The 18,209-nt window shown below is 57.9% G+C and carries 16 protein-coding genes; 9 read left to right on the top strand and 7 right to left on the bottom strand.

The annotated features are described in order from the left end of the window. Positions 1 to 139: 139 nt before the first annotated feature. The 5 genes from BD293_RS21995 (at position 140) to BD293_RS21975 (ending at position 7,189) form a co-directional block, all read left to right on the top strand. Positions 140 to 1,528, top strand: coding sequence for a nucleotide sugar dehydrogenase (locus BD293_RS21995; protein WP_142079298.1), 1,389 nt, complete (start codon positions 140 to 142; stop codon positions 1,526 to 1,528). Positions 1,529 to 1,552: 24 nt separating this feature from the next. Continuing rightward, on the top strand, positions 1,553 to 1,966 hold the full coding sequence (locus BD293_RS21990) for a phosphomannose isomerase type II C-terminal cupin domain (RefSeq protein WP_142085940.1): 414 nt from the start codon (positions 1,553 to 1,555) through the stop codon (positions 1,964 to 1,966). 605 nt (positions 1,967 to 2,571) lie between these two features. Continuing rightward, positions 2,572 to 5,199 (top strand): DEAD/DEAH box helicase, encoded by a 2,628-nt coding sequence (locus BD293_RS21985; protein ID WP_211841116.1) that lies wholly within the window; start codon positions 2,572 to 2,574, stop codon positions 5,197 to 5,199. Positions 5,200 to 5,204: 5 nt separating this feature from the next. Further along, positions 5,205 to 5,993: an SWIM zinc finger family protein gene (locus BD293_RS21980; protein ID WP_142085939.1), complete on the top strand. Its 789-nt coding sequence runs from the start codon at positions 5,205 to 5,207 to the stop codon at positions 5,991 to 5,993. 132 nt (positions 5,994 to 6,125) lie between these two features. Then, positions 6,126 to 7,189 (top strand): IS630 family transposase gene (locus BD293_RS21975; RefSeq protein ID WP_142079576.1). Its coding sequence is split into 2 segments (ribosomal slippage): positions 6,126 to 6,611 and positions 6,614 to 7,189, totalling 1,062 coding nucleotides; the frame shifts between segments, so codons are not numbered across the junction. 16 nt (positions 7,190 to 7,205) lie between these two features. On the opposite strand, the gene BD293_RS21970 is transcribed toward BD293_RS21975, so the two are convergent. Then, a complete protein-coding gene (locus BD293_RS21970) occupies positions 7,206 to 7,463 on the bottom strand; it encodes a helix-turn-helix transcriptional regulator (protein WP_246086446.1) in 258 nt (85 codons plus the stop codon). Between the two features lie 164 nt (positions 7,464 to 7,627). On the opposite strand from BD293_RS21970, the gene istA reads away from it, so the two are divergent. Both istA and istB read left to right on the top strand, forming a co-directional pair. Further along, entirely contained in the window at positions 7,628 to 9,136 is a 1,509-nt protein-coding gene (istA, locus tag BD293_RS21965) for an IS21 family transposase (RefSeq protein ID WP_425467918.1), read from the top strand. A gap of 35 nt (positions 9,137 to 9,171) precedes the next feature. Further along, the gene (gene istB / locus BD293_RS21960) at positions 9,172 to 9,954 is read left to right on the top strand and encodes an IS21-like element helper ATPase IstB (RefSeq protein WP_246086342.1); all 783 of its coding nucleotides are present in this window, start codon (positions 9,172 to 9,174) and stop codon (positions 9,952 to 9,954) included. Between the two features lie 201 nt (positions 9,955 to 10,155). Here the strand turns inward: istB and BD293_RS23395 are convergent, their stop codons facing one another. The 6 genes from BD293_RS23395 to BD293_RS21925 all read right to left on the bottom strand — a co-directional run bounded on the left by BD293_RS23395 (position 10,156) and on the right by BD293_RS21925 (position 15,555). Next, on the bottom strand, positions 10,156 to 10,281 hold the full coding sequence (locus BD293_RS23395; protein WP_281286730.1) for a type II toxin-antitoxin system RelE family toxin: 126 nt from the start codon (positions 10,279 to 10,281) through the stop codon (positions 10,156 to 10,158). Between the two features lie 509 nt (positions 10,282 to 10,790). After that, entirely contained in the window at positions 10,791 to 12,071 is a 1,281-nt protein-coding gene (locus BD293_RS21945; protein WP_142085936.1) for an FGGY-family carbohydrate kinase, read from the bottom strand. Next, on the bottom strand, positions 12,068 to 13,033 hold the full coding sequence (locus BD293_RS21940; RefSeq protein WP_142085935.1) for a class II aldolase/adducin family protein: 966 nt from the start codon (positions 13,031 to 13,033) through the stop codon (positions 12,068 to 12,070). Before BD293_RS21940 ends, BD293_RS21945 begins: the two co-directional genes overlap by 4 nt. Positions 13,034 to 13,035: 2 nt before the next feature. Beyond that, a complete protein-coding gene (locus tag BD293_RS21935; RefSeq protein ID WP_142085934.1) occupies positions 13,036 to 13,881 on the bottom strand; it encodes a TIGR01459 family HAD-type hydrolase in 846 nt (281 codons plus the stop codon). A gap of 3 nt (positions 13,882 to 13,884) precedes the next feature. Continuing rightward, positions 13,885 to 14,820 (bottom strand): N-acyl homoserine lactonase family protein, encoded by a 936-nt coding sequence (locus BD293_RS21930; RefSeq protein WP_142085933.1) that lies wholly within the window; start codon positions 14,818 to 14,820, stop codon positions 13,885 to 13,887. A gap of 84 nt (positions 14,821 to 14,904) precedes the next feature. Next, entirely contained in the window at positions 14,905 to 15,555 is a 651-nt protein-coding gene (locus BD293_RS21925) for a GntR family transcriptional regulator (RefSeq protein ID WP_142085932.1), read from the bottom strand. A 123-nt stretch (positions 15,556 to 15,678) separates the two neighbouring features. Between BD293_RS21925 and BD293_RS21920 the strand changes: the two genes are divergently transcribed. Both BD293_RS21920 and BD293_RS21915 read left to right on the top strand, forming a co-directional pair. Continuing rightward, positions 15,679 to 16,767, top strand: a complete 1,089-nt coding sequence (locus tag BD293_RS21920; protein WP_142085931.1) for an ABC transporter ATP-binding protein — start codon at positions 15,679 to 15,681, stop codon at positions 16,765 to 16,767. Positions 16,768 to 16,806: 39 nt separating this feature from the next. After that, complete coding sequence (locus BD293_RS21915) at positions 16,807 to 18,135, top strand: extracellular solute-binding protein (protein ID WP_142085930.1); 1,329 nt, start codon at positions 16,807 to 16,809, stop codon at positions 18,133 to 18,135. The last annotated feature ends 74 nt before the right edge of the window (positions 18,136 to 18,209 follow it).

Below are 18,209 nucleotides of genomic sequence, written 5' to 3'. Positions count from 1 at the left end.
CCGAGGCCCGAATGGGGCACAGCCTTAACCCTTTACTCACCCTGCTCAGCCGGTTGCCCCAATCATCTATCCCGCCGCGTCCGCGCCTTTGAAGAGGCGCCGTGGCATAAAGTCTCCAACGAAATTCGGAGACTTCAAAATGCTACACCAGACCACTAATACTGCCTTTCACCCTCAGGCCCGCGTTGTCTCGCGACCTTCCGTTTCTGTCATCGGTCTGGGTTACGTGGGCGCGGTGTCTACCGCTTGCCTTGCGGGGCTCGGCCACCGTGTGATTGGGGTCGATCTCGATCCGGTCAAGGTCGATGCGATCGCGACAGGACGCGCGCCGATCCACGAGAAGGATCTGGACCGGCTGCTGGGCGATGGTGTCGCTGACGGTTTGATCAGCGCAACCAACGACCTTGCCACGGCAGTGGTCGAGACCGACATCACCTTCGTTTCGGTGGGCACCCCCACTGCCGAAGATGGTGGGTGTGACGATCGCTATATTCGCGCCGCCGCGCGTTCGATCGGTGAAGGGCTGGCGCGCAAGGCAGCCTTCCATGTCGTTGTCATGCGCTGCTCTATCCCGCCGGGCACCACACTCGATGTCATGGTGCCCGAGATCGAGGCGGCCTCGGGCCTCAAGGTCGGCGCTGATTTCGGTGTCTGCTTCAACCCCGAATTCCTGCGAGAGGGCGTTGCGGTCGAGGATTTCCACAATCCGCCCAAGACCGTGATTGGCGTCACCGACGATGTCACCGCCGACCTGATGTGCAAGCTTTATGCCGACGTTGATGCCGATCCGGTCGTGACCTCGATCGAGGTGGCCGAGATGGTCAAATATGTCGATAACGTCTGGCACGCGACCAAGGTCACCTTCGCCAACGAGGTTGGCCGCTTGTGCAAGCCCCTGGACGTGGACAGCCACGAGGTGATGGATATCTTCGTGCGCGACACCAAGCTGAACCTGTCGCCCTATTACCTCAAGCCCGGCTTTGCCTATGGCGGCTCTTGCTTGCCCAAAGAGGTGCGCGCGGTAACCCATATTGCGCGCAATCTAGGCGTTGATCTACCGTTGATCGGCGCGCTTGAGCGCTCGAATGCAACCCAGATCGCCGAGGCTGCGCGTCTGGTCAAGGCGACCGGCGCGCGGCGGGTCGCGGTCCTTGGGTTGGCGTTCAAACCCGGCACGGATGACCTGCGCGAAAGCCCGATCCTTGAGGTGATAGCAGAGCTGCAAGAGGCCGGAATCGAGATCACCGCCCATGACCCGGCCATCACGGCAGAGACCCGCATCGAAGCGCAACTGGCCTATGTTGTCCATGCGGCACAAGGGCTGGGGCAACTCGCGACCGGGCTGCGTGACATGCTGGCCGCTGACGCATCTGACGCCGTGGCCGGGGCTGATGCCATCATCGTCACCCATGCTCACCCCGATTACCGCGCCCTGGCCGCTGCTACCGACAAACCAGTGATTGATGTGGCGCGGCTGTGGAAATCCCGTGCCAACCAACCTTCGAACCTCTGCGGTATCGGCTGGTAACTCCCTCAAATTAGGAGAAATGATATGACCTTTCAATCCACTGTTCGCCCGGCTCCCTCGGCAGTGCCTGCCGATGCACCAACCTACGAAGAACGCCCCTGGGGCGCATTCTGGAGCCTTGATCGCGGTGCGGCGCATCAGGTCAAGCGCATCCGCGTGAAGCCGCGCGGACAATTGTCCCTGCAATATCACCACCACCGCACGGAACGCTGGGTGGTGATCGAGGGTACGGCCACGATCACTGTCGATGACGCGGTGATGAAGGTGAAACCCGGTGGTGTTGTGATGATCCCGAAAGGGTCTGTGCACCGTCTTGAGAACCTGACGAAATCGCAGGTCGAGATCATCGAGGTGCAGATGGGCGACTATCTTGGCGAGGACGATATTGTTCGCCTGGAAGACGTCTATGACCGGCCCGCGACCGAAGTGCGGGGCTGACGCCGAAGGAGGGCTGCCGCTCCCCCTCCTCTCGGTTGCCCTCCTTTGGTTCAATCCCGAAAAGCATAAGGCAAGGCGCTCTGACGATTTTGAAGATGTCCGTGATAGCATTGACCAGTCCAAATCAGAAATCGTTAAGGCAACCTCCAGAAACGAAACAGTTCTTACATGCAGCCACAGCGGCTACTGCTCTGAATGTGCAGCCTATGCGCGATTGGCATGAAGCGCCCGAAAAGCCTAAAGAAATGACCTTCTTCGTTGAAGCTAAACGGCAGTAAAAGCCAATTTCTTATCCTTGCAAATCACCGGACGTCGCAACCGCAGCGAAAGACCGGTCTGGCGAAGCTGCACCGCGGCAGCGCAACAGACCGCGGAGGTCGGCTTTGGGCCGGGTGCGTCATTGGATGCGCCAGCGCAAGGAGCGGGAGGGCGGCGCAAATGTTGCGGCATCGTGCCCGCCCCAGCCGCCGGGTTAACCGAGTAGGCTGCGGTCATTGAATCCTCGGCGCATCAGCGCTATCCAATCGAACCAGGGCATCGACCCCAAATGATGGTCCAAGTAGACGCCCAATGTCGGAGCGCTGGAATTTAAAAGGTAGCTCACATTGGCACAGTATCTGCACAATTCTGATCCAAATTCGCTTTCTCTACGCCTGACACCCCATGGACACCTTGTTGCGGACACGAGCGATGCTGGTCCGCTGGCCGAAGCGTTTGCTCAAGGGGAGGGCTATGGCCTCCTGCGTCTGGGGGCCGGGACAACCAAAGTCTTGTCACCTGACCTTGCGTGGTGGCGCAATTTCGCGCGCCGCGCCGTTTCGGCCTTGTGCCATCAGGCGAGCACGAATGTTTCTCCACCAGAAGCCGAGCTTGCGGCCATGGTGACGACAGTGCCGATGATGAAGGGGGCGGAATATGTGACTGCCGATGTGCTGTCTCGTCTTTGGCAGCAGATAGTGGCAGCCGTTGCGAAAGAAGCGGGGTCCGACTTGCCAGGTTTTTTGTCTGCCCTGAACCCAGCATGGAACACAATCGGGAGGGTGCATTTCAACTTGGCAGAAAACCGCGGGGACCCCGACTTTCCCTTTGCGTTCATGGCCAGTTATACGACCGAACTCGCGGCTAGCGGTCAAGCGCGGCACGTGCCGCTAGGTCAGGCGCTGCATGACTATGCCGACGATCATTCACGGCTCTTGAATTTGTTACTCCCTGTCAGCCGTGCCAGCCAATCATGTGCATGGTTGAAGGAAATGGTGGAGGATGGGGGAATATACCATCCCTTGAGGTGGACACCCGCCAATGCCGCGCGCTTACTGGATAGTGCGCCTGATCTTGGTGCTGCCGGAATTGTTTTGCGCATGCCCGCAGGTTGGACCGCCGCACGGCCACCACGGCCTAAGGTCACGGCCTCTATCGGTAGTGGAACGCCTTCTTCTGTTGGGCTCGATGGGCTGCTGGACTTCCGTATGGAGGTTACGCTGAACGGTGAGGCTCTATCGGATGAAGAGATGAATGCGCTGCTGTCTAGTGCTGACTCACTGGTAATGCTGCGGGGGCAATGGGTCGAGATTGATCGCGACCGCATTGAGCGCGAAATGCAGCGCTTCAAAGCTGCCGAAAACCTGGCGGCAAGCGAAGGTTTGTCGTTTCTGGAAGCGATGCGCCTGATGTCTGGGGTCGCCATTGCAGGAGATGATGTTGACGAAGCTACACGCCAATGGTCCCAGATCACTGCGGGCCCATGGTTAGCCGAGACATTAAGGAATTTGCGCGCTCCTTCTGGTGAAGGATATCCCGGCGTGAAACTGAAGGCGCGCCTACGCCCCTATCAAAAAGCCGGTGTCCACTGGCTGCACATGCTGACAGGGTTGGGCCTGGGAGCTTGCCTGGCCGATGACATGGGCCTTGGCAAAACCATACAGGTGCTGGCGCTGCTCGTGGCACACCAGGGCAAGGGCCCTTGTCTGCTGGTGGCCCCGGCATCACTGCTGGCGAACTGGGCGGCGGAAATCGATCGTTTTGCCCCGGATCTACGCGCCCAGATCGTTCATCCCTCGTCGATGTCAAAGGATCAAATGACGACCCTTTCTGACTTCAGTGAGATTGACTTGGTGATCACGTCCTACGGCACATTGCTACGTCAACCGGCGTTGACGGCAACAGACTGGAAGTTTCTGGTTCTTGATGAGGCGCAAGCAATCAAGAATCCCAAAGCCAAACAAACCAAAGCCGTTAAATCTATCAAGGCCAAATCCCGCATTGCTCTCACAGGTACACCGGTTGAAAACCATTTGGGGGATTTGTGGTCGATCTTCGATGTGATCAATCCTGGTTTGCTAGGAAGTGACAAGCAGTTTTCCCGCTACGTCAAAACCCTTGCAGCGCGTGAGCACAATGCCTTTGGACCGTTGCGGGAATTGGTGCAACCCTACATCCTGCGCCGAATGAAGACTGACCCATCGGTGATTTCTGATCTGCCCGACAAGACCGAAGTCAAGGCCCATTGCATGCTCAGCCGCAAGCAGGCGGCTCTCTATGCCCAGACGGTAGAGCAGTTGGCCGAGGCGCTAAGTACCGCGTCGGGGATTGAAAGAAAAGGGTTGGTTCTGGCCACCATCATGCGGCTTAAACAGATCTGCAATCACCCCTCGCAATGGTTGAATGACGGGGGGTGGAGCGAGGCTGATAGCGGCAAGTGGTTGCGTCTGCGCGAAATTGCCGAGGTTGTCGCTGCTCGGCAAGACAAGATGCTTGTGTTCACTCAATTTCGTGAAGTAACCGCCCCGCTTCACGACTACCTCACCGAGATATTCGGGCGACCTGGCTTGGTGCTCCATGGGAACACACCAGTCAAAGCGCGAAAGTCACTGGTCAAGGCTTTCCAAGAGGACGAAAATGTACCGTTTTTCATACTGTCTTTGAAGGCGGGTGGGTCTGGTCTAACCCTGACAGCAGCTTCGCATGTGGTGCATTTTGATCGTTGGTGGAATCCGGCGGTAGAAAATCAGGCCACAGACCGCGCTTTCCGCATCGGACAGAAGCGCAATGTATTGGTTCATAAGTTTGTCTGCGCCGGAACCGTCGAGGAAAAAATTGATGCTATGATCGAGTCAAAGAAATCCTTGTCAGAGGAAGTGCTGGGGGGATCAGCCGAAATGAACTTGACCGAAATGACCGATGACGCTTTGCTGCGCCTTGTCGCCCTTGATCTTGCATCGGTCTCAAAGGAGTAAGTTCCATGTCGCAGTGGGGCCGATATGTGCCAGTGGCTGAACGCAGAAGAAAAGCTGAACGGGCAATGGCCAAACTGCGCAAGGCGGGGCACCCTGTTTCACCTGTTGCTATCTCTGGTCGTACGATCGCAACCACAGCCTGGGGCAAGGCATGGTGCAGCAACATGGAGAGTTTTGGCGATTATAACAGCCGCCTGCCACGCGGTCGTACCTATGTGCGTAACGGCTCGGTCATCGACCTACAGATCACCTCTGGACAGGTAACCGCGAACGTCGCTGGTTCCTCGCTTTATACAGTTAAAATAACAATTGAGCCGCTGCCAAAAGACCATTGGAAAGCTCTGCGCGACGACTGCGCCAATGGCATCGACTCTTTGGTCGATCTGCTGCAAGGCAAATTGTCAAAACCAGTTATGGAGCGATTATGTCAGCCAGGTACGGGGCTGTTTCCTAAGCCCTCAGAGATCAAGCTTTCCTGTACCTGTCCTGATTGGGCGTCCATGTGCAAACATGTTGCTGCGACTATCTACGGCATTGGTGCGCGTCTTGATCAACAACCCGAACTTCTCTTTGTTCTACGCGGGGTCAACCACCAGGATTTAATCGCTAATATCGACCTTAAAACGCCGCTTGCGAAACCTTCTCCGTCACCAGATAATATTTTGAAGACCGATGATATGGCCGCCTTGTTTGGCCTGGATATGGAAGAGGCTCCACCCGTAAAGGAGCCGATTCCGAAAGTCGCCCCGGCCGTAAAGAAAAAACCCCGCGCAAAGAAACCAAGATATAATTGAACGGCTCGACAGGACCCTTTTGGCGACCTTATACCAAGTCTCGCGAAATCTGACTCTTCTGAGGGTTTTGGGATTCCCAAATCTATGAAGATCTGACTCAATGGCGTCAGATTTTCTGGGGAGGGCCTCTCTATGGGCGCAGCGCTCGCGTTACGGACAGACTACGACGGCATGAAGTTGAGAGAACTTGCGCGAAAGACAAAGGATGCCAACCAAGCCCGCAGGCTTTTGGCGCTGGCGGAGATCTATGATGGCGGTCGGCGCAGCGATGCTGCTCGGATTGGTGGTGTTGGCCTACAAATTGTCCGTGACTGGGTGGAGCGGTTTAATGCCCGCGGGCCTGACGGCTTGATCAACGGCAAAGCTCCTGGTCAGCAGTCTAAGCTTAACGATGAGCAGCGCAGGGCGCTTGCTGCAATTGTTGAGAGCGGTCCGACCTTATCGGTCCATGGGGTCGTCCGCTGGCGCCTGAGTGATCTGAGGAAATGGATTGCAGACACATTTGGGATTTCACTTCACGAGACGTCGATAAGCCGGGAACTCAGGGCGCTTGGTTATGTCAAACTCACAGCACGCCCGCGCCATCACGCGCAAGATACAGCCGCACTGGAGGACTTTAAAAAAAAGGGTTTGCAGCCGCAGTAGCAAAGCTCCGCGCACGGCTCCTGCAAGGCACTGTGATCGAAGTCTGGTTCCAAGATGAAGCGCGTGTCGGCCAGAAAAACAAGATCACGCGCCGATGGGCGAAGCGCGGTACGCGACCTTCCGCCCCACATGATCAGCGCACGAGTTCAAGCTACATCTTTGGAGCGATTTGCCCAGCCCTCGGGAAAGCTGCAGGTCTTGTGCTGCCAGCGTGCAATACCGAAGCGATGGCCCTGCATCTTGCTGAAATCTCCCAAACTGTCGCACCCAAAGCACATGGGGCTGTGCTCGTGGATCAAGCCGCATGGCACATGACTGACAAGCTGGTCATTCCGGACAACATCACCATCATCCCGATCCCCGCAAAATGCCCAGAACTCAATCCAGTCGAAAACATCTGGCAATTCATGCGAGACAACTGGCTATCAAACCTCATCTTCGAAACCTATGAAGACATCGTAGATCATTGCTGCAAGGCTTGGAACAAATTGGTCAGCATGCCCGACACAATCACCTCCATTGGAACCCGCGACTGGGCTCAAGAGTTCTGATCAATGCTGATTGGTATTAGTCGGCCAGATCATCCAAGCTTACGCCGAGCGCATTGGCCAAGGCCCGAAGGGTCGCGACCGAGCCCTGCTTGCGACCGGTCTCGATCTCGGCCACGGTCACGCGGTTCACGCCCGCCTTTTCGGCCAAGGCGGCTTGCGTCATCCCGCGCAAATCGCGGTAGACGCATAAAGCGTTTTCGCCATTCAGAAGCCGGTTCACGTAGTCCGCAGGAAGCAGTTCATCCTCGCCTGCCGCAAGTGTGTTGAGCGACAACCACCTTGGCCGGTAGCGACAACCATCTTGGCCGGTGGCGCTGATCGGAGGGCGGGCTTGCCCGCCTGGAGGTCAGCGCCACCGGCCAAGATGATTTTGGGTTAGGTGCTGGTCGCTGCGGGTTGATAAGCCGGAAGCCTCTACGTTCCAACGGAGGACCCCGGTTGGCCTATCAATCCATCACCGACCAGCAATTGAGATTATACATGACCGACCTCAAAAATCACAGCCAATGCACATCAGCCGCCCGTGCCGGGTTCAGCGAAAGAACCGCTCGGCGATTTGATGCAGATCCAACGCCCCCTTCACAGCGCAAGATTGTTCACGGGCGTACAGTATCCGATCCTCTTGAAGGGTATTGGGAGAATGACATCCTTCCTGTTCTGGAGAACGACAATGCCCTGCAGGCCGTGACGTTGTTGCGTCACCTCCAGGGTCTACATCCTTTGGCTTTTCCAGATGATCGCATCCGCCGAACCCTGGAGCGAAGGGTCCGGCAGTGGCGCGCGCTTAAAGGCCCGGAGCGCGACATCATTTTTCGCCAGACACCAGAGCCAGGCTATATGGCACAGTCCGACTTCACCCATGCAGCCGAGCTGGAAGTGACCATTGCAGGCGCACCATTCCCGCACCTGCTTTATCATTTCGCAATGGTCTATAGCCGCTGGGAACATGTTGGTGTTGTCTTGGGCGGGGAGAGTTTTACGGCCTTGGCCGAGAACCTCCAGCAGGCGTTGTGGGCCTTGGGGGGTGTTCCACAAAACCATCGTACGGATAGTCTTTCAGCCGCATTTCGAAATCTGACGCGTGACGAGTGTGAGGATATTACCAAGCGCTATGAAGCGTTCGTCGGTCATTATGGTATGGATGCCAGTCGCAACAACCGTGGTGAAGCCCATGAGAATGGCGCCGTGGAATCGCAGAACCGTCACTTGAAGAAGGCCATCGCACAGGCACTGATCCTGCGCGGCAGCCGTGATTTTGCATCTGTGGCCGAGTATCGTCGTTTCATTGATATGCTGGTGGCGCGGCGCAATCGACAGCGTATGGAAGCGGTTGAGGTAGAACAGCTGCATCTTAAACCTTTGCCGCCGCGGCGCACCACAGACTATACGGAAGTTATCGTGCCGGTCACAAGAATGGGCGGCTTCAGGGTCAAAAGCATCTTTTACAGCGCGCCGTCACAGCTCATCGGGCAGCGTTTGCGCATCCATCTATATGATGACCGCCTCGACGCATTCTTGGGCAGCACCCTTGTCGCAACGCATCCCCGTGGCCGAGGCCGTAACGATGGCCATCGTGTCCATGTCATCAATTACCACCACGTTATCCATGCCTTGAAGCGCAAACCACAGGCTCTTTGGAGCTCGATCTACCGCGATAGCCTCTTCCCCCGCACCGAATACGCGCAGGCCTGGGAAGTGCTACAGCACAGCCTGCCGCGACGCGACGCCTGCCGCCGCATGGTCGCTCTGCTCTTTATTGCCCACGATCAAGCCTGCGAAGCGGAATTGGCACGTCTTCTTGCTGACGATCTCGGCTCTGGTTTGATACCGGACCCAAAGACGCTCGCGACACAGCTCACCCCTAAACACGCGGTGCTGCCAAAGGATGTTGTGGTTTCTCATCCGTCGCTGGACAGCTTCGATGCGCTGCTGGAGGTACGCGCATGACCTCCCGGGAGATCGACATCCACACGCTGCCCAGCATGCTGAGCGCCCTGCGCTTACCCAGCTTCCACAAGCTATGGCAGGAAATCGCCACACGAGCCGATACCGAAGGCTGGCCGGCTGCGCGCTTCCTGGCCGTGCTGGCCGAATACGAACTCGCCGAGCGGGACATGCGCCGCATGCGCCGTCATCTGAATGAATCCCAGCTCCCAGCTGGAAAGACTTTGGCAACCTTCGATTTCAAAGCTCTGCCTACCTTACCACGCGCCCGGGTCGAAGCTCTGGCTGCGGGAGATTGGTTGGACGGCGGCGCAAACCTGATCGCCATTGGCAACTCCGGCACGGGCAAGACCCACATTCTCTGTGCCATTGGCCATGCCCTGATCGAAGCAGGCCATAGGGTCTTCTATACCCGGACCAGCGATCTTGTCCAAAGACTGCAAGCCGCACGTCGGGATCTGGTGCTCGAAGCAGCTTTGGCCAAGCTCGACAAATTTGACCTGATCATCCTTGATGACATTACCTATGCCCACAAGGATCAGGCCGAAACCGGGGTGCTCTTCGAACTGATTGCCCGGCGATACGAATATCGCAGCATCGCCATCGCGGCCAATCAGCCGTTCAGTGGATGGGATCAAATCTTTCCCGACAAAGCCATGACCGTCGCGGCCATCGACCGACTTGTCCACCATGCCAGCATTCTTGAGATGAATGCGCAAAGCTTTCGCCAAAGAAGCGCTGCGGCCAACATGAAAATGCAAAACGAAGCCTCAGCGACAACCAAAAACGACAACCAAGAAGAAGGAAAAAACCTGACCTAAAGACAGTAAAAAACACAACCCCGGCGGCCGCTATAACCGGCCAAGGTGGTTGTCGGCACCGGACAAGGTGGTTGACGCGCTACACAAGTGCGGCCTTTGCGCGGTCATAGGTCTGTAGGTCGGCCAGATCTTCAGCCGCGGCCCGCAGGCGATTATATTCTTCGCGTGGAATCGTCACCATCTCGTTCATGTCATACCCTGTCAGTCATAGATGCCGCCCCGAGGGCCGATGTCCAGCACGGCCAGGACATTGCCCTGATCGTCCATGATCACCCGCCAATCCCCGACACGCAGTCTTTTCCCCTCTCGGCCTTTCAGGGATTTCACGTTATGGGCCTGCGCGCCTGGATCCTGCGCATAAGCCTCGATCTTGGTGTCACTGTACCCTAATTAATCAGATTCTGCGGATTCAGGGTCATTTTGAGCGTTTTTGTACCCTTAATTGCAATATATCCACAGGCTCGGCGCTTCAGGATTTGACCGCATCTGAGCTCCAGGATCGGGTGGAGAAACGCCGCTCGCAGTTTCGCAAGACGCTCGTTGATCACACCAGTCCCCTACCCGACTTCGCCGAAACTTATCCACAGCTTCGACCGTACGATGATAAAGGGCACAGTATTGTAATTAATGGTACAATATGAAAATTACGGGTACAATCGACCGTTGATTTTGTGGAACAATTTCAGACGTGATTCTGATTAATTAGGGTACAGTGACAAAAGCGGTCATTCAAGCCGAGCGCAACAATCCCGAAGAGTCAAAGGCGCTGATCCGTTTATATCGGTCTTGTATTTTAACGACTTAGCTCTGATGACTCTTTGAATCCAATATAGACTTCAATAGCGAAACGATTGGACGAGACGTGCTGTGCCAACAGATGCTTCGGGTGTTTCCGCAGCATAAACCCGAACACCCAGAACACGCGTGCGGATCCTTGTCCAGGTCCGGTTCATGGCACCACCGCCCGCAGTCGACACGCAGGTTGGATAGCTCGCGCCCATCCCCGCCATAACCTCATAGGCGCGCTTTTCGATCCGAGCGATCCCCTCCAGCATGCCATGAAGGAAATCAGCCTCGTTTGAAGGACGCGGATCAAGGCGTGGGCGAAGATTCGCATCATTTACCGGGAACCGTTCGCCGGGTCTGAGCAAGGGATAATAATCAAGGGCAGTTTGAGTTTCAGGATCAATCTGGCCCGATAAAGTCTGAAGTTCTTCCGCTGAGAAATGGGCTTTCAGAACACCACCACCGGAATTCGATGCCCCACCAATGAGCCATCCACCCCCAATCCGGTGCGCATACATTCCCATTTCTGGTGCATCGATGCGCTTGTGCGAAAACAGCTTCACCGCCAGCGTTGTGCCCAGCGATGTGACAGCGGCGCCGGGTGTCTGGTCAGCACAGGCCAGGAACGCAGCGATGCTGTCAGTGGTTCCTGCATGTACCATCGCCATGCGCGACAGACCGAAGCGCTCAGCCGTGTCTGTACTGATCGAAGCAAGTGGCGCGCCGGGGGGGTGCGCCAACGGCAAGAGATGAGTTGGAAGCCGCAGGCAGCCCATCCAATCGGGCCATGCCCCGGTCGCAGGGTCCAGTCCGGTTTTCAGCGCATTATTGTAGTCGGTCATCCCGCCCTGGCCCATCATCCGCGCGGCAATGAAATCGGCCTGATGCAGCAGATGCGCGGCTTTTTGGTCCGGATCTTCACCAACCAGAGCGAGGGCGCGCGCAAGGGCAGACCCTGCACCGTTGGCGACATGCGCGCGGGGGCAGTGAGCCGCGATCTGTTCAGCCTGATCACTGAAGCCGCTGTCACTATACATCAGCGCGCGGGTGACGGGGGCCAGCGCGGCGTCGGTCAGAACCAGACTGCCAGACGTGCCATCGACGCCTATGCGTGTGATATCTGAAGCCTTGTACCCCGTGCGCGCCAATTCCGTCATCTGAGCGCCCAGGCAGGTGACAGTCGCGGCCCACCAGCATTCTGGGTCACGGTAATCGTCTGGTGCAGGGCCATAATCGGCGCGCGCTTGGGCCAGAACCGCTCCCGTCGCGTCCAGCACAGCAGAACGGACACCGGATGTGCCCAGATCAATCCCCAGGGCCAGCGCCGTCATGCCCGCGCCGCCAGCGCCTGACGGTATTTCTCGGCGTCCCAGTTCAGCAATTCGGCCTCGGCCGCGGTCCCGATGGGCTGGGGCGTCCAGTCGTCGGGCAGGCGGGCCATCAGGTCGGACAGGCAGCGCAGCATGGCCTTTTGGGATGGGGTCGCCCCGTCGCGCAAGGCCACGCCCTCGCCCTCGATCACGATGGCGGGCGGGTTGCCTGCATGGTCGGACCGGGGCAGTGCAGGGCCAAGGAAAACGACGTGATCGGGGTAGTATGAGCCGCCCGTGACCAGCCGAAGGGCCGTTGCATCACGGGCGATCCAGCTTTCATCGGCCCAGTCGAACCCGGTCGGGGGAGTGCTGTCCGGTTTATGGGCGGTATCGTGCGCAGGCAGGGCAAGGCGCGCTTCGACGTCCTCCATCAGGTCGGACGTGGCCTGAACATCGGCCCCGCAGACCACCAGCCCGTGATTGGCCAGGATGATGACCTGCGTGCGCGGATCAATCCGCGCGAGGATTTCGCGCGTCAGCGGCAGGCCCGGCTTGGCATAGGGCACGCAGACACAGGGCAGACCCGAAAGTTTGTCGCGTGCAGCATCCAGCCCCTCTGGACTGACGGCATGGGCCAGCGTGGCGATGGAATGGGTATGCGCCACCACAGGCCAGTCAAGAGCTGCGTGAAATGTGGTCTCGATGGACGGGCGTAGCGTGCATGACGGGTCCAGCACAGTCGCCTTGCACGACCCGTCCCCACTTTTGCCATGAGCCTCTGCCAAAGCTGCGGCACGGTCTACGGCAAGGAAAATATCCGCTTCCTCTGCCTGCGCCAGTTCGGTGCCCGAGGCCTTGATCCACATCACACTTCCGTCTTTCAGCGAAGTGTTCCCGCCGGGTCCCTGAACCCGCAGCCGGTTCTGGCCAAGCTGGGCAGAGAGGGTGCGGAAAACATCGAAATCGGTTGGGGTTTTCATGATCACCTCAGGGTTGGAAGCGTGAAATTGGGCAAAGAGCAGCCCTGCGTGCTGCACAGCGCCTGAACCGTCTGGAGTGGATCAGCCGGATCGGCGAAGGCCGCAGCGTGCAGTCCGCCCTCGACAAAAGCCGTGGACCATCCTGCAGATGCCGCGCCATCAATGTCATGTTCAAAGCTGTCACCCACCATCAACAGGCGAGCGGGCGCAACATCCAGCGCCAATGCGACGGCGGCAAAGACCAGCCGATGTGGCTTGCCGTAGAAGATAACCCGCCCTCCAGCCTGCGCATAATCATGCGCCAGTGCGCCCGGAGAGGCGACCGTCACCCCGCCTGCACGCGGCGACGCGCGGTCGGGATTGGTGCAATAGACCGGGAGCCCTCGCCTTAGCGCGTCTTGCATCAAGGTTGCGGCGCGCGGGCTTACCTGATCAGGCAGTCCCATCAACAGCATGGCCTGAGCGTGGGAAGGGTCATCGACCAGCATGATATCCAACCCTTCGGCCCAGCGTCGCGCGTCGCCAACTGCCGCTTCTACCGGGCAGAACACCCGTTCGGGCACGGCATCGCTGTGAATATCGCGCCACAGCGCCTCGCCCGAGGTCATGATCAGATCGAACAAGTCTGGCGAGAAACCCATGCCGGCAATCCGACAGCTGTTCGGTTCTGCGCGTTTGCCGGAATTCGACAAGACTGCAAGCCGCACGCCAGACTGACGCAACTCCGACAGTGCATGGATCGCACCGGGATAGGGCGTGGTGCCATCATGCAGCACGCCCCACTGATCCAACACGATGGCATCAAACCGAGGCGCGATATCCAGCAGGGAGTCGATCCGCGCTACCACAGCTTAATTCTCCGCCATGTCCTTCGGGTGCTTCAGACCCGCAAGATAGGCCTCGACCTCGTCAGGTTTCATCGCTGGGGCGGCTTTTGCGGCCGTGCCGGGTGGCATGTCGCCGAAATAGAATTTGAACCCTGGAATATGCTGCCGCCGCTTGCGCAGGGGCATTCCGTCATAGGGGAAAACGTCCGAACGCGCATTCGCCTCGTAGTCATGGCAAGGCAGGACGTAATCGGCGCGCTTGTCGATCTCCTCGACCGATTTCCAGCCTTCGTAACTGTTCACGAATCGCGCGGGAACCCAGTATCGCCAGCCTTCATCGGGGTTGGGTTCCAGATTGCGCTCCACGAAGATCGCATCGCCTGCAATGACGATATCGCCCATTGCCGTGGCGACCGTTACGCCCATATGGCCGACTGAATGGCCCGGTGTGTGGAACATGGTGATGCCGGGCAGGACTTCGCATTCATCCGCCACGGCTTCGAACACGCAGCCGGTATAGGCGGGCTCGATCCCCAGATAGCCGGATTCATAGGTGCGATAATACAGCGGCAGCGGGTTGAACGCCATTTCGATTTCTGCCTTGGGCGCGATGTAACGGGCGTTCTTGAACTCCTTCATGTTCTGCACGTGATCCCAGTGCAGATGGGTGAAGACGATGGCGTCGATTTCATCGGGATGCACGCCCAGTTTCTGCTGCAGATGTTCATGCACCTGCAGGCAGCCGCGCTTGTCGCATTTGTGGTGGTATTTCGATGCGCGTTCCGAATCGCACAGGCCAGTGTCGATCAGGATCTTGTGCGTGCCGGTATCGACATAATGACAATAGACCGGGTTCCAGTATTTCCTGCCCGCGGGGCCTTTCCAGAAGATATAGGTTCCCAGATCGGCTTCGAGCCAACCTGTGTTGATCGGATAAATTTTTGTTTCCTGCACGCCCATGCGACTCTCCGTATGCGAGATGTAATCTTTGCATACAAAGATATCAGATTGCATCCAAATGCAAGTGATTTTGGTGCGTCGACGTCAGTTCAATGCAAGGGTTTGAAGGAAGCTTGCGGTCATATGTTCGCGCATCCCGTCGACTGCGGCCTTTGAATCCTCGGAAAAAATGCCTGCGATCAGCGCTTCGTGGTTTTCGGCAGAGGCGACCAGATCGGCCTTGGTGGCGAATTTCTTGGCCCGAAATGGCCCGGTCCGCCGCCGGAAATCTGATGCGAGTTCGGCCATGTAGGTGTTTCCGGTGGCGCGGTAGATGGCCATGTGAAAGGCTTCGTTCGCACGCATATAGGCTTGCAGATCGCCTTTCTGGGCGGCAGCCACGCATCTGTCCTGCGCTGCCCGAATTTCACCACGCACCAGCAGCGTCAGGCGTTGGGCGGCCATCCGGGCGCAGGCGGCTTCGATTTCATGCATGGTTTCAAAGATTTGCGATAACTCTTCGCGGGTGTAACTTGCTACCCGGACGCCGCGCTTTTCGCCTGGAACTAGAATGCCCTGCGCGGTCAGCCGCCCCAAGGCTTCGCGCACGGGCGTTCGGGATACGCCGAATCGTTCGGTCAATGTCACTTCGTCCAGCCGTTCGCCCGGAGCAAGGGCGCCTACGGCGATGTCATCCATCAAGGCCGCCTCGATGCGCTGGACCATCGAACTGCGTGCCTGTGTCTTGTCGTCCATGACCGCTTCCCGTCACTGTTCCCTGACCTCAGATATATATAATTTCATCCTGAAAGGCAATTTTGGATATTTACATTTATTCCTGTATACATAAAGTCTGACGGACTGGGAGAGAGGGAATCAATGCCGCGTATTCGTCTTGAAGGTCTTGTCAAACGCTATGGCGCGGTTGAAGTGCTGCACGGCATCAACCTTGATATGGCCGAGCATGAATTCACCGTGCTTGTGGGGCCGTCCGGCTGTGGCAAGTCCACGACATTGCGGATGATCGCGGGGTTGGAGGATGTCTCGGAAGGCGAAGTCTGGATGGGTGACCGGGCGATTTCACGGCTGGACCCCAAGGATCGCGACATCGCGATGGTGTTTCAGGACTATGCGCTTTACCCGCATATGAATGTTGCGAAAAATATGTCGTTTTCGCTTCGCTTACAGAAGCGCCCCACCGCTGAGATCGACCGCAAAGTGCGTGACGTTGCCGACATGCTTGGTCTGTCGCCGTTTCTGAACCGCAAGCCGGGTGAATTGTCGGGCGGACAGCGCCAGAGGGTCGCGATGGGGCGCGCACTGTGCCGCGATGCCAGCACGTTTTTGTTCGATGAACCGCTGTCCAATCTGGATGCGAAACTGCGCGGGCAGATGCGCGCGGAACTGGCGCTGATGCGCCAGGCCGTACAGAAGAATATGATCTATGTGACCCATGACCAGATCGAGGCGATGACGCTGGCTGATCGGATCGTGGTGATGCATGGTGGCCATATCCAGCAACAAGGCACACCGTCGGAACTGTTCCGCCGCCCCGCGAACAAGTTTGTCGCGGGCTTTCTGGGTGCGCCGCCGATGAATTTCCTGGAGGCGGAACTGGCGCAGTCGGATGACGCCTTGTTCGCGCAGGGCCGTGATTTTTCGCTGCGGCTGCCGGATGATCTGGCTGCGCGCGCCTCACGGTTGGCGCACAGCAAGGTCACGCTGGGCCTTCGCCCGTCCGATCTGGAATTTGCCGCCGACGCCCCCGATGGCGGGGGGCTGAACCTGAACGTGATCGTGTCGGAATATGTCGGCGCGCAATCCGTGTTGATCTGCACCTGTGGCGATGCGCGGGTGACGGTCGAAATCAAGTCGGAAACGCCGATCGCATTGGGCGAGACATTGCGTTTCGCTGTGCGCCCTGAAGGGCTGCACCTGTTCGATCCGGCAAGTGAAGAGGCCATCTGACAACTGCAATAATAGACTAGCAACCGGGAGGAAACGGACATGCTGACTACTCTGAGAAACAGCACCATCATCGCCACATTGGCGTTGGGGACGGCTGCACTGGCACAGGATGGGCCTTATGCGCCCTATGCGGGCACGACGCTGGTCGTGAACTTCCCTTCACATCCCCATTACAATGCGGTGATGGAGGTGTTGCCGGAATTCACCGCGCAGACCGGCATCAATGTCGAAGTGGACATGCTGCCCTATCTGGACATGCGCGAGCGTCAGACGCTGGAATTGACCTTGAATGAGGGGGCGTATGACCTGATCGCCTATGTTGTGTTTTCCAAGGCTGATTACGTCTATGCTGACCAGTTGGAAAATTTGGCGAAATATTTCATGAACCCACGCTTGGCAGATCCCAATTTCGACGCAAAGGACATAATCGACGGCTATCTGCAAAATATAGGTGTTGCCGGGGGCGAGAAGGGTTATCTGCCGGGACCGACCGGATCGCTGTTCGGGCTGCCGTTCGGGTCTGAAACCTCGGTTCTGTTCTACCGCAGCGACATCTTCGAAAAGCATGGGCTGAGCGTACCGGACACCTATGATGAGCTGCTGGAACTGGCCTGCAGCATCCCGGAACTGGAACCGGGTATGGGTGGTGTCGCCAGCCGCGCAGCATCCGGCCATCAGGCAGCGCATGCGTTCCTTCTGCACCTTGCCCCACTGGGTGGGCGCGTGTTCGATGACGCGTGGCAGCCGCGCATAAACGACGCGCAGGGTGTGGCAGCAGCTGAGGCACTGAAACGGATCGTGGATTGTGGCCCCGAGGGCTCGTCCGCCTTTGGCCCAGCTGAAGCGGCCAACGCCTTTTCGCAGGGGCAGGCGGCAATGTTCCTCGACACCATCGCCTACGCACCAAATTTGGAAGATTCGAGCCGGTCAGCGGTTGCGGGTAATGTCGGCTATGCGATGCACCCGATGGGTGTAACCCGCGCCAGCCAAACGGGTGGTTTCGGTCTGGGCATCCCCGCCAATGCCGAAAACAAGGAAGCAGCGTTCCTGCTGATGCAGTGGCTGACCTCGAAAGAAGGCGATCTGGCAGTGGCCATGGCGGGCGGCAACCCGTCGCGGTTCTCAACCTATGCCAATGAAGAGCTGAACGCGCAATATCCATGGTCGGCCACCTTTGGCGCGGCGCTGGAATATGCTGATCCTGACTGGCGTCCGATCATTCCAGCATGGGGCCGTATCAATGCCGATATTGGCACGACCCTCAGCCAGGTTCTAACTCAAGGCGTTGATATTCAGGAAGCACTGGACGGGATCGCAGCCCGTACCCAGACGCTGATGGAAGAACAGGGCTATTACATCTGGGACTGATACGATTTTAAGCTTTGCGTCGCGCGGTATCCTCTGCCGCGCGCCGCCCTATTTCGCACGTAAGCCGGGGGCAT

Source organism: Roseinatronobacter monicus (assembly GCF_006716865.1).
Classification (GTDB): Bacteria; Pseudomonadota; Alphaproteobacteria; order Rhodobacterales; family Rhodobacteraceae; genus Roseinatronobacter; species Roseinatronobacter monicus.
This window is presented reverse-complemented; position numbering and strand designations above follow the sequence as displayed.

Coding starts and splice junctions, on each gene's coding strand:
- BD293_RS21995 (WP_142079298.1), top strand. CDS start 140: ATGCTACACCAGACCACTAATACTGCCTTTCACCCTCAGGCCCGCGTT.
- BD293_RS21990 (WP_142085940.1), top strand. CDS start 1,553: ATGACCTTTCAATCCACTGTTCGCCCGGCTCCCTCGGCAGTGCCTGCC.
- BD293_RS21980 (WP_142085939.1), top strand. CDS start 5,205: ATGTCGCAGTGGGGCCGATATGTGCCAGTGGCTGAACGCAGAAGAAAA.
- istB (WP_246086342.1), top strand. CDS start 9,172: ATGCTGAGCGCCCTGCGCTTACCCAGCTTCCACAAGCTATGGCAGGAA.
- BD293_RS21945 (WP_142085936.1), bottom strand. CDS start 12,071: ATGACGGCGCTGGCCCTGGGGATTGATCTGGGCACATCCGGTGTCCGT.
- BD293_RS21940 (WP_142085935.1), bottom strand. CDS start 13,033: ATGAAAACCCCAACCGATTTCGATGTTTTCCGCACCCTCTCTGCCCAG.
- BD293_RS21930 (WP_142085933.1), bottom strand. CDS start 14,820: ATGGGCGTGCAGGAAACAAAAATTTATCCGATCAACACAGGTTGGCTC.
- BD293_RS21925 (WP_142085932.1), bottom strand. CDS start 15,555: ATGGACGACAAGACACAGGCACGCAGTTCGATGGTCCAGCGCATCGAG.
- BD293_RS21920 (WP_142085931.1), top strand. CDS start 15,679: ATGCCGCGTATTCGTCTTGAAGGTCTTGTCAAACGCTATGGCGCGGTT.
- BD293_RS21915 (WP_142085930.1), top strand. CDS start 16,807: ATGCTGACTACTCTGAGAAACAGCACCATCATCGCCACATTGGCGTTG.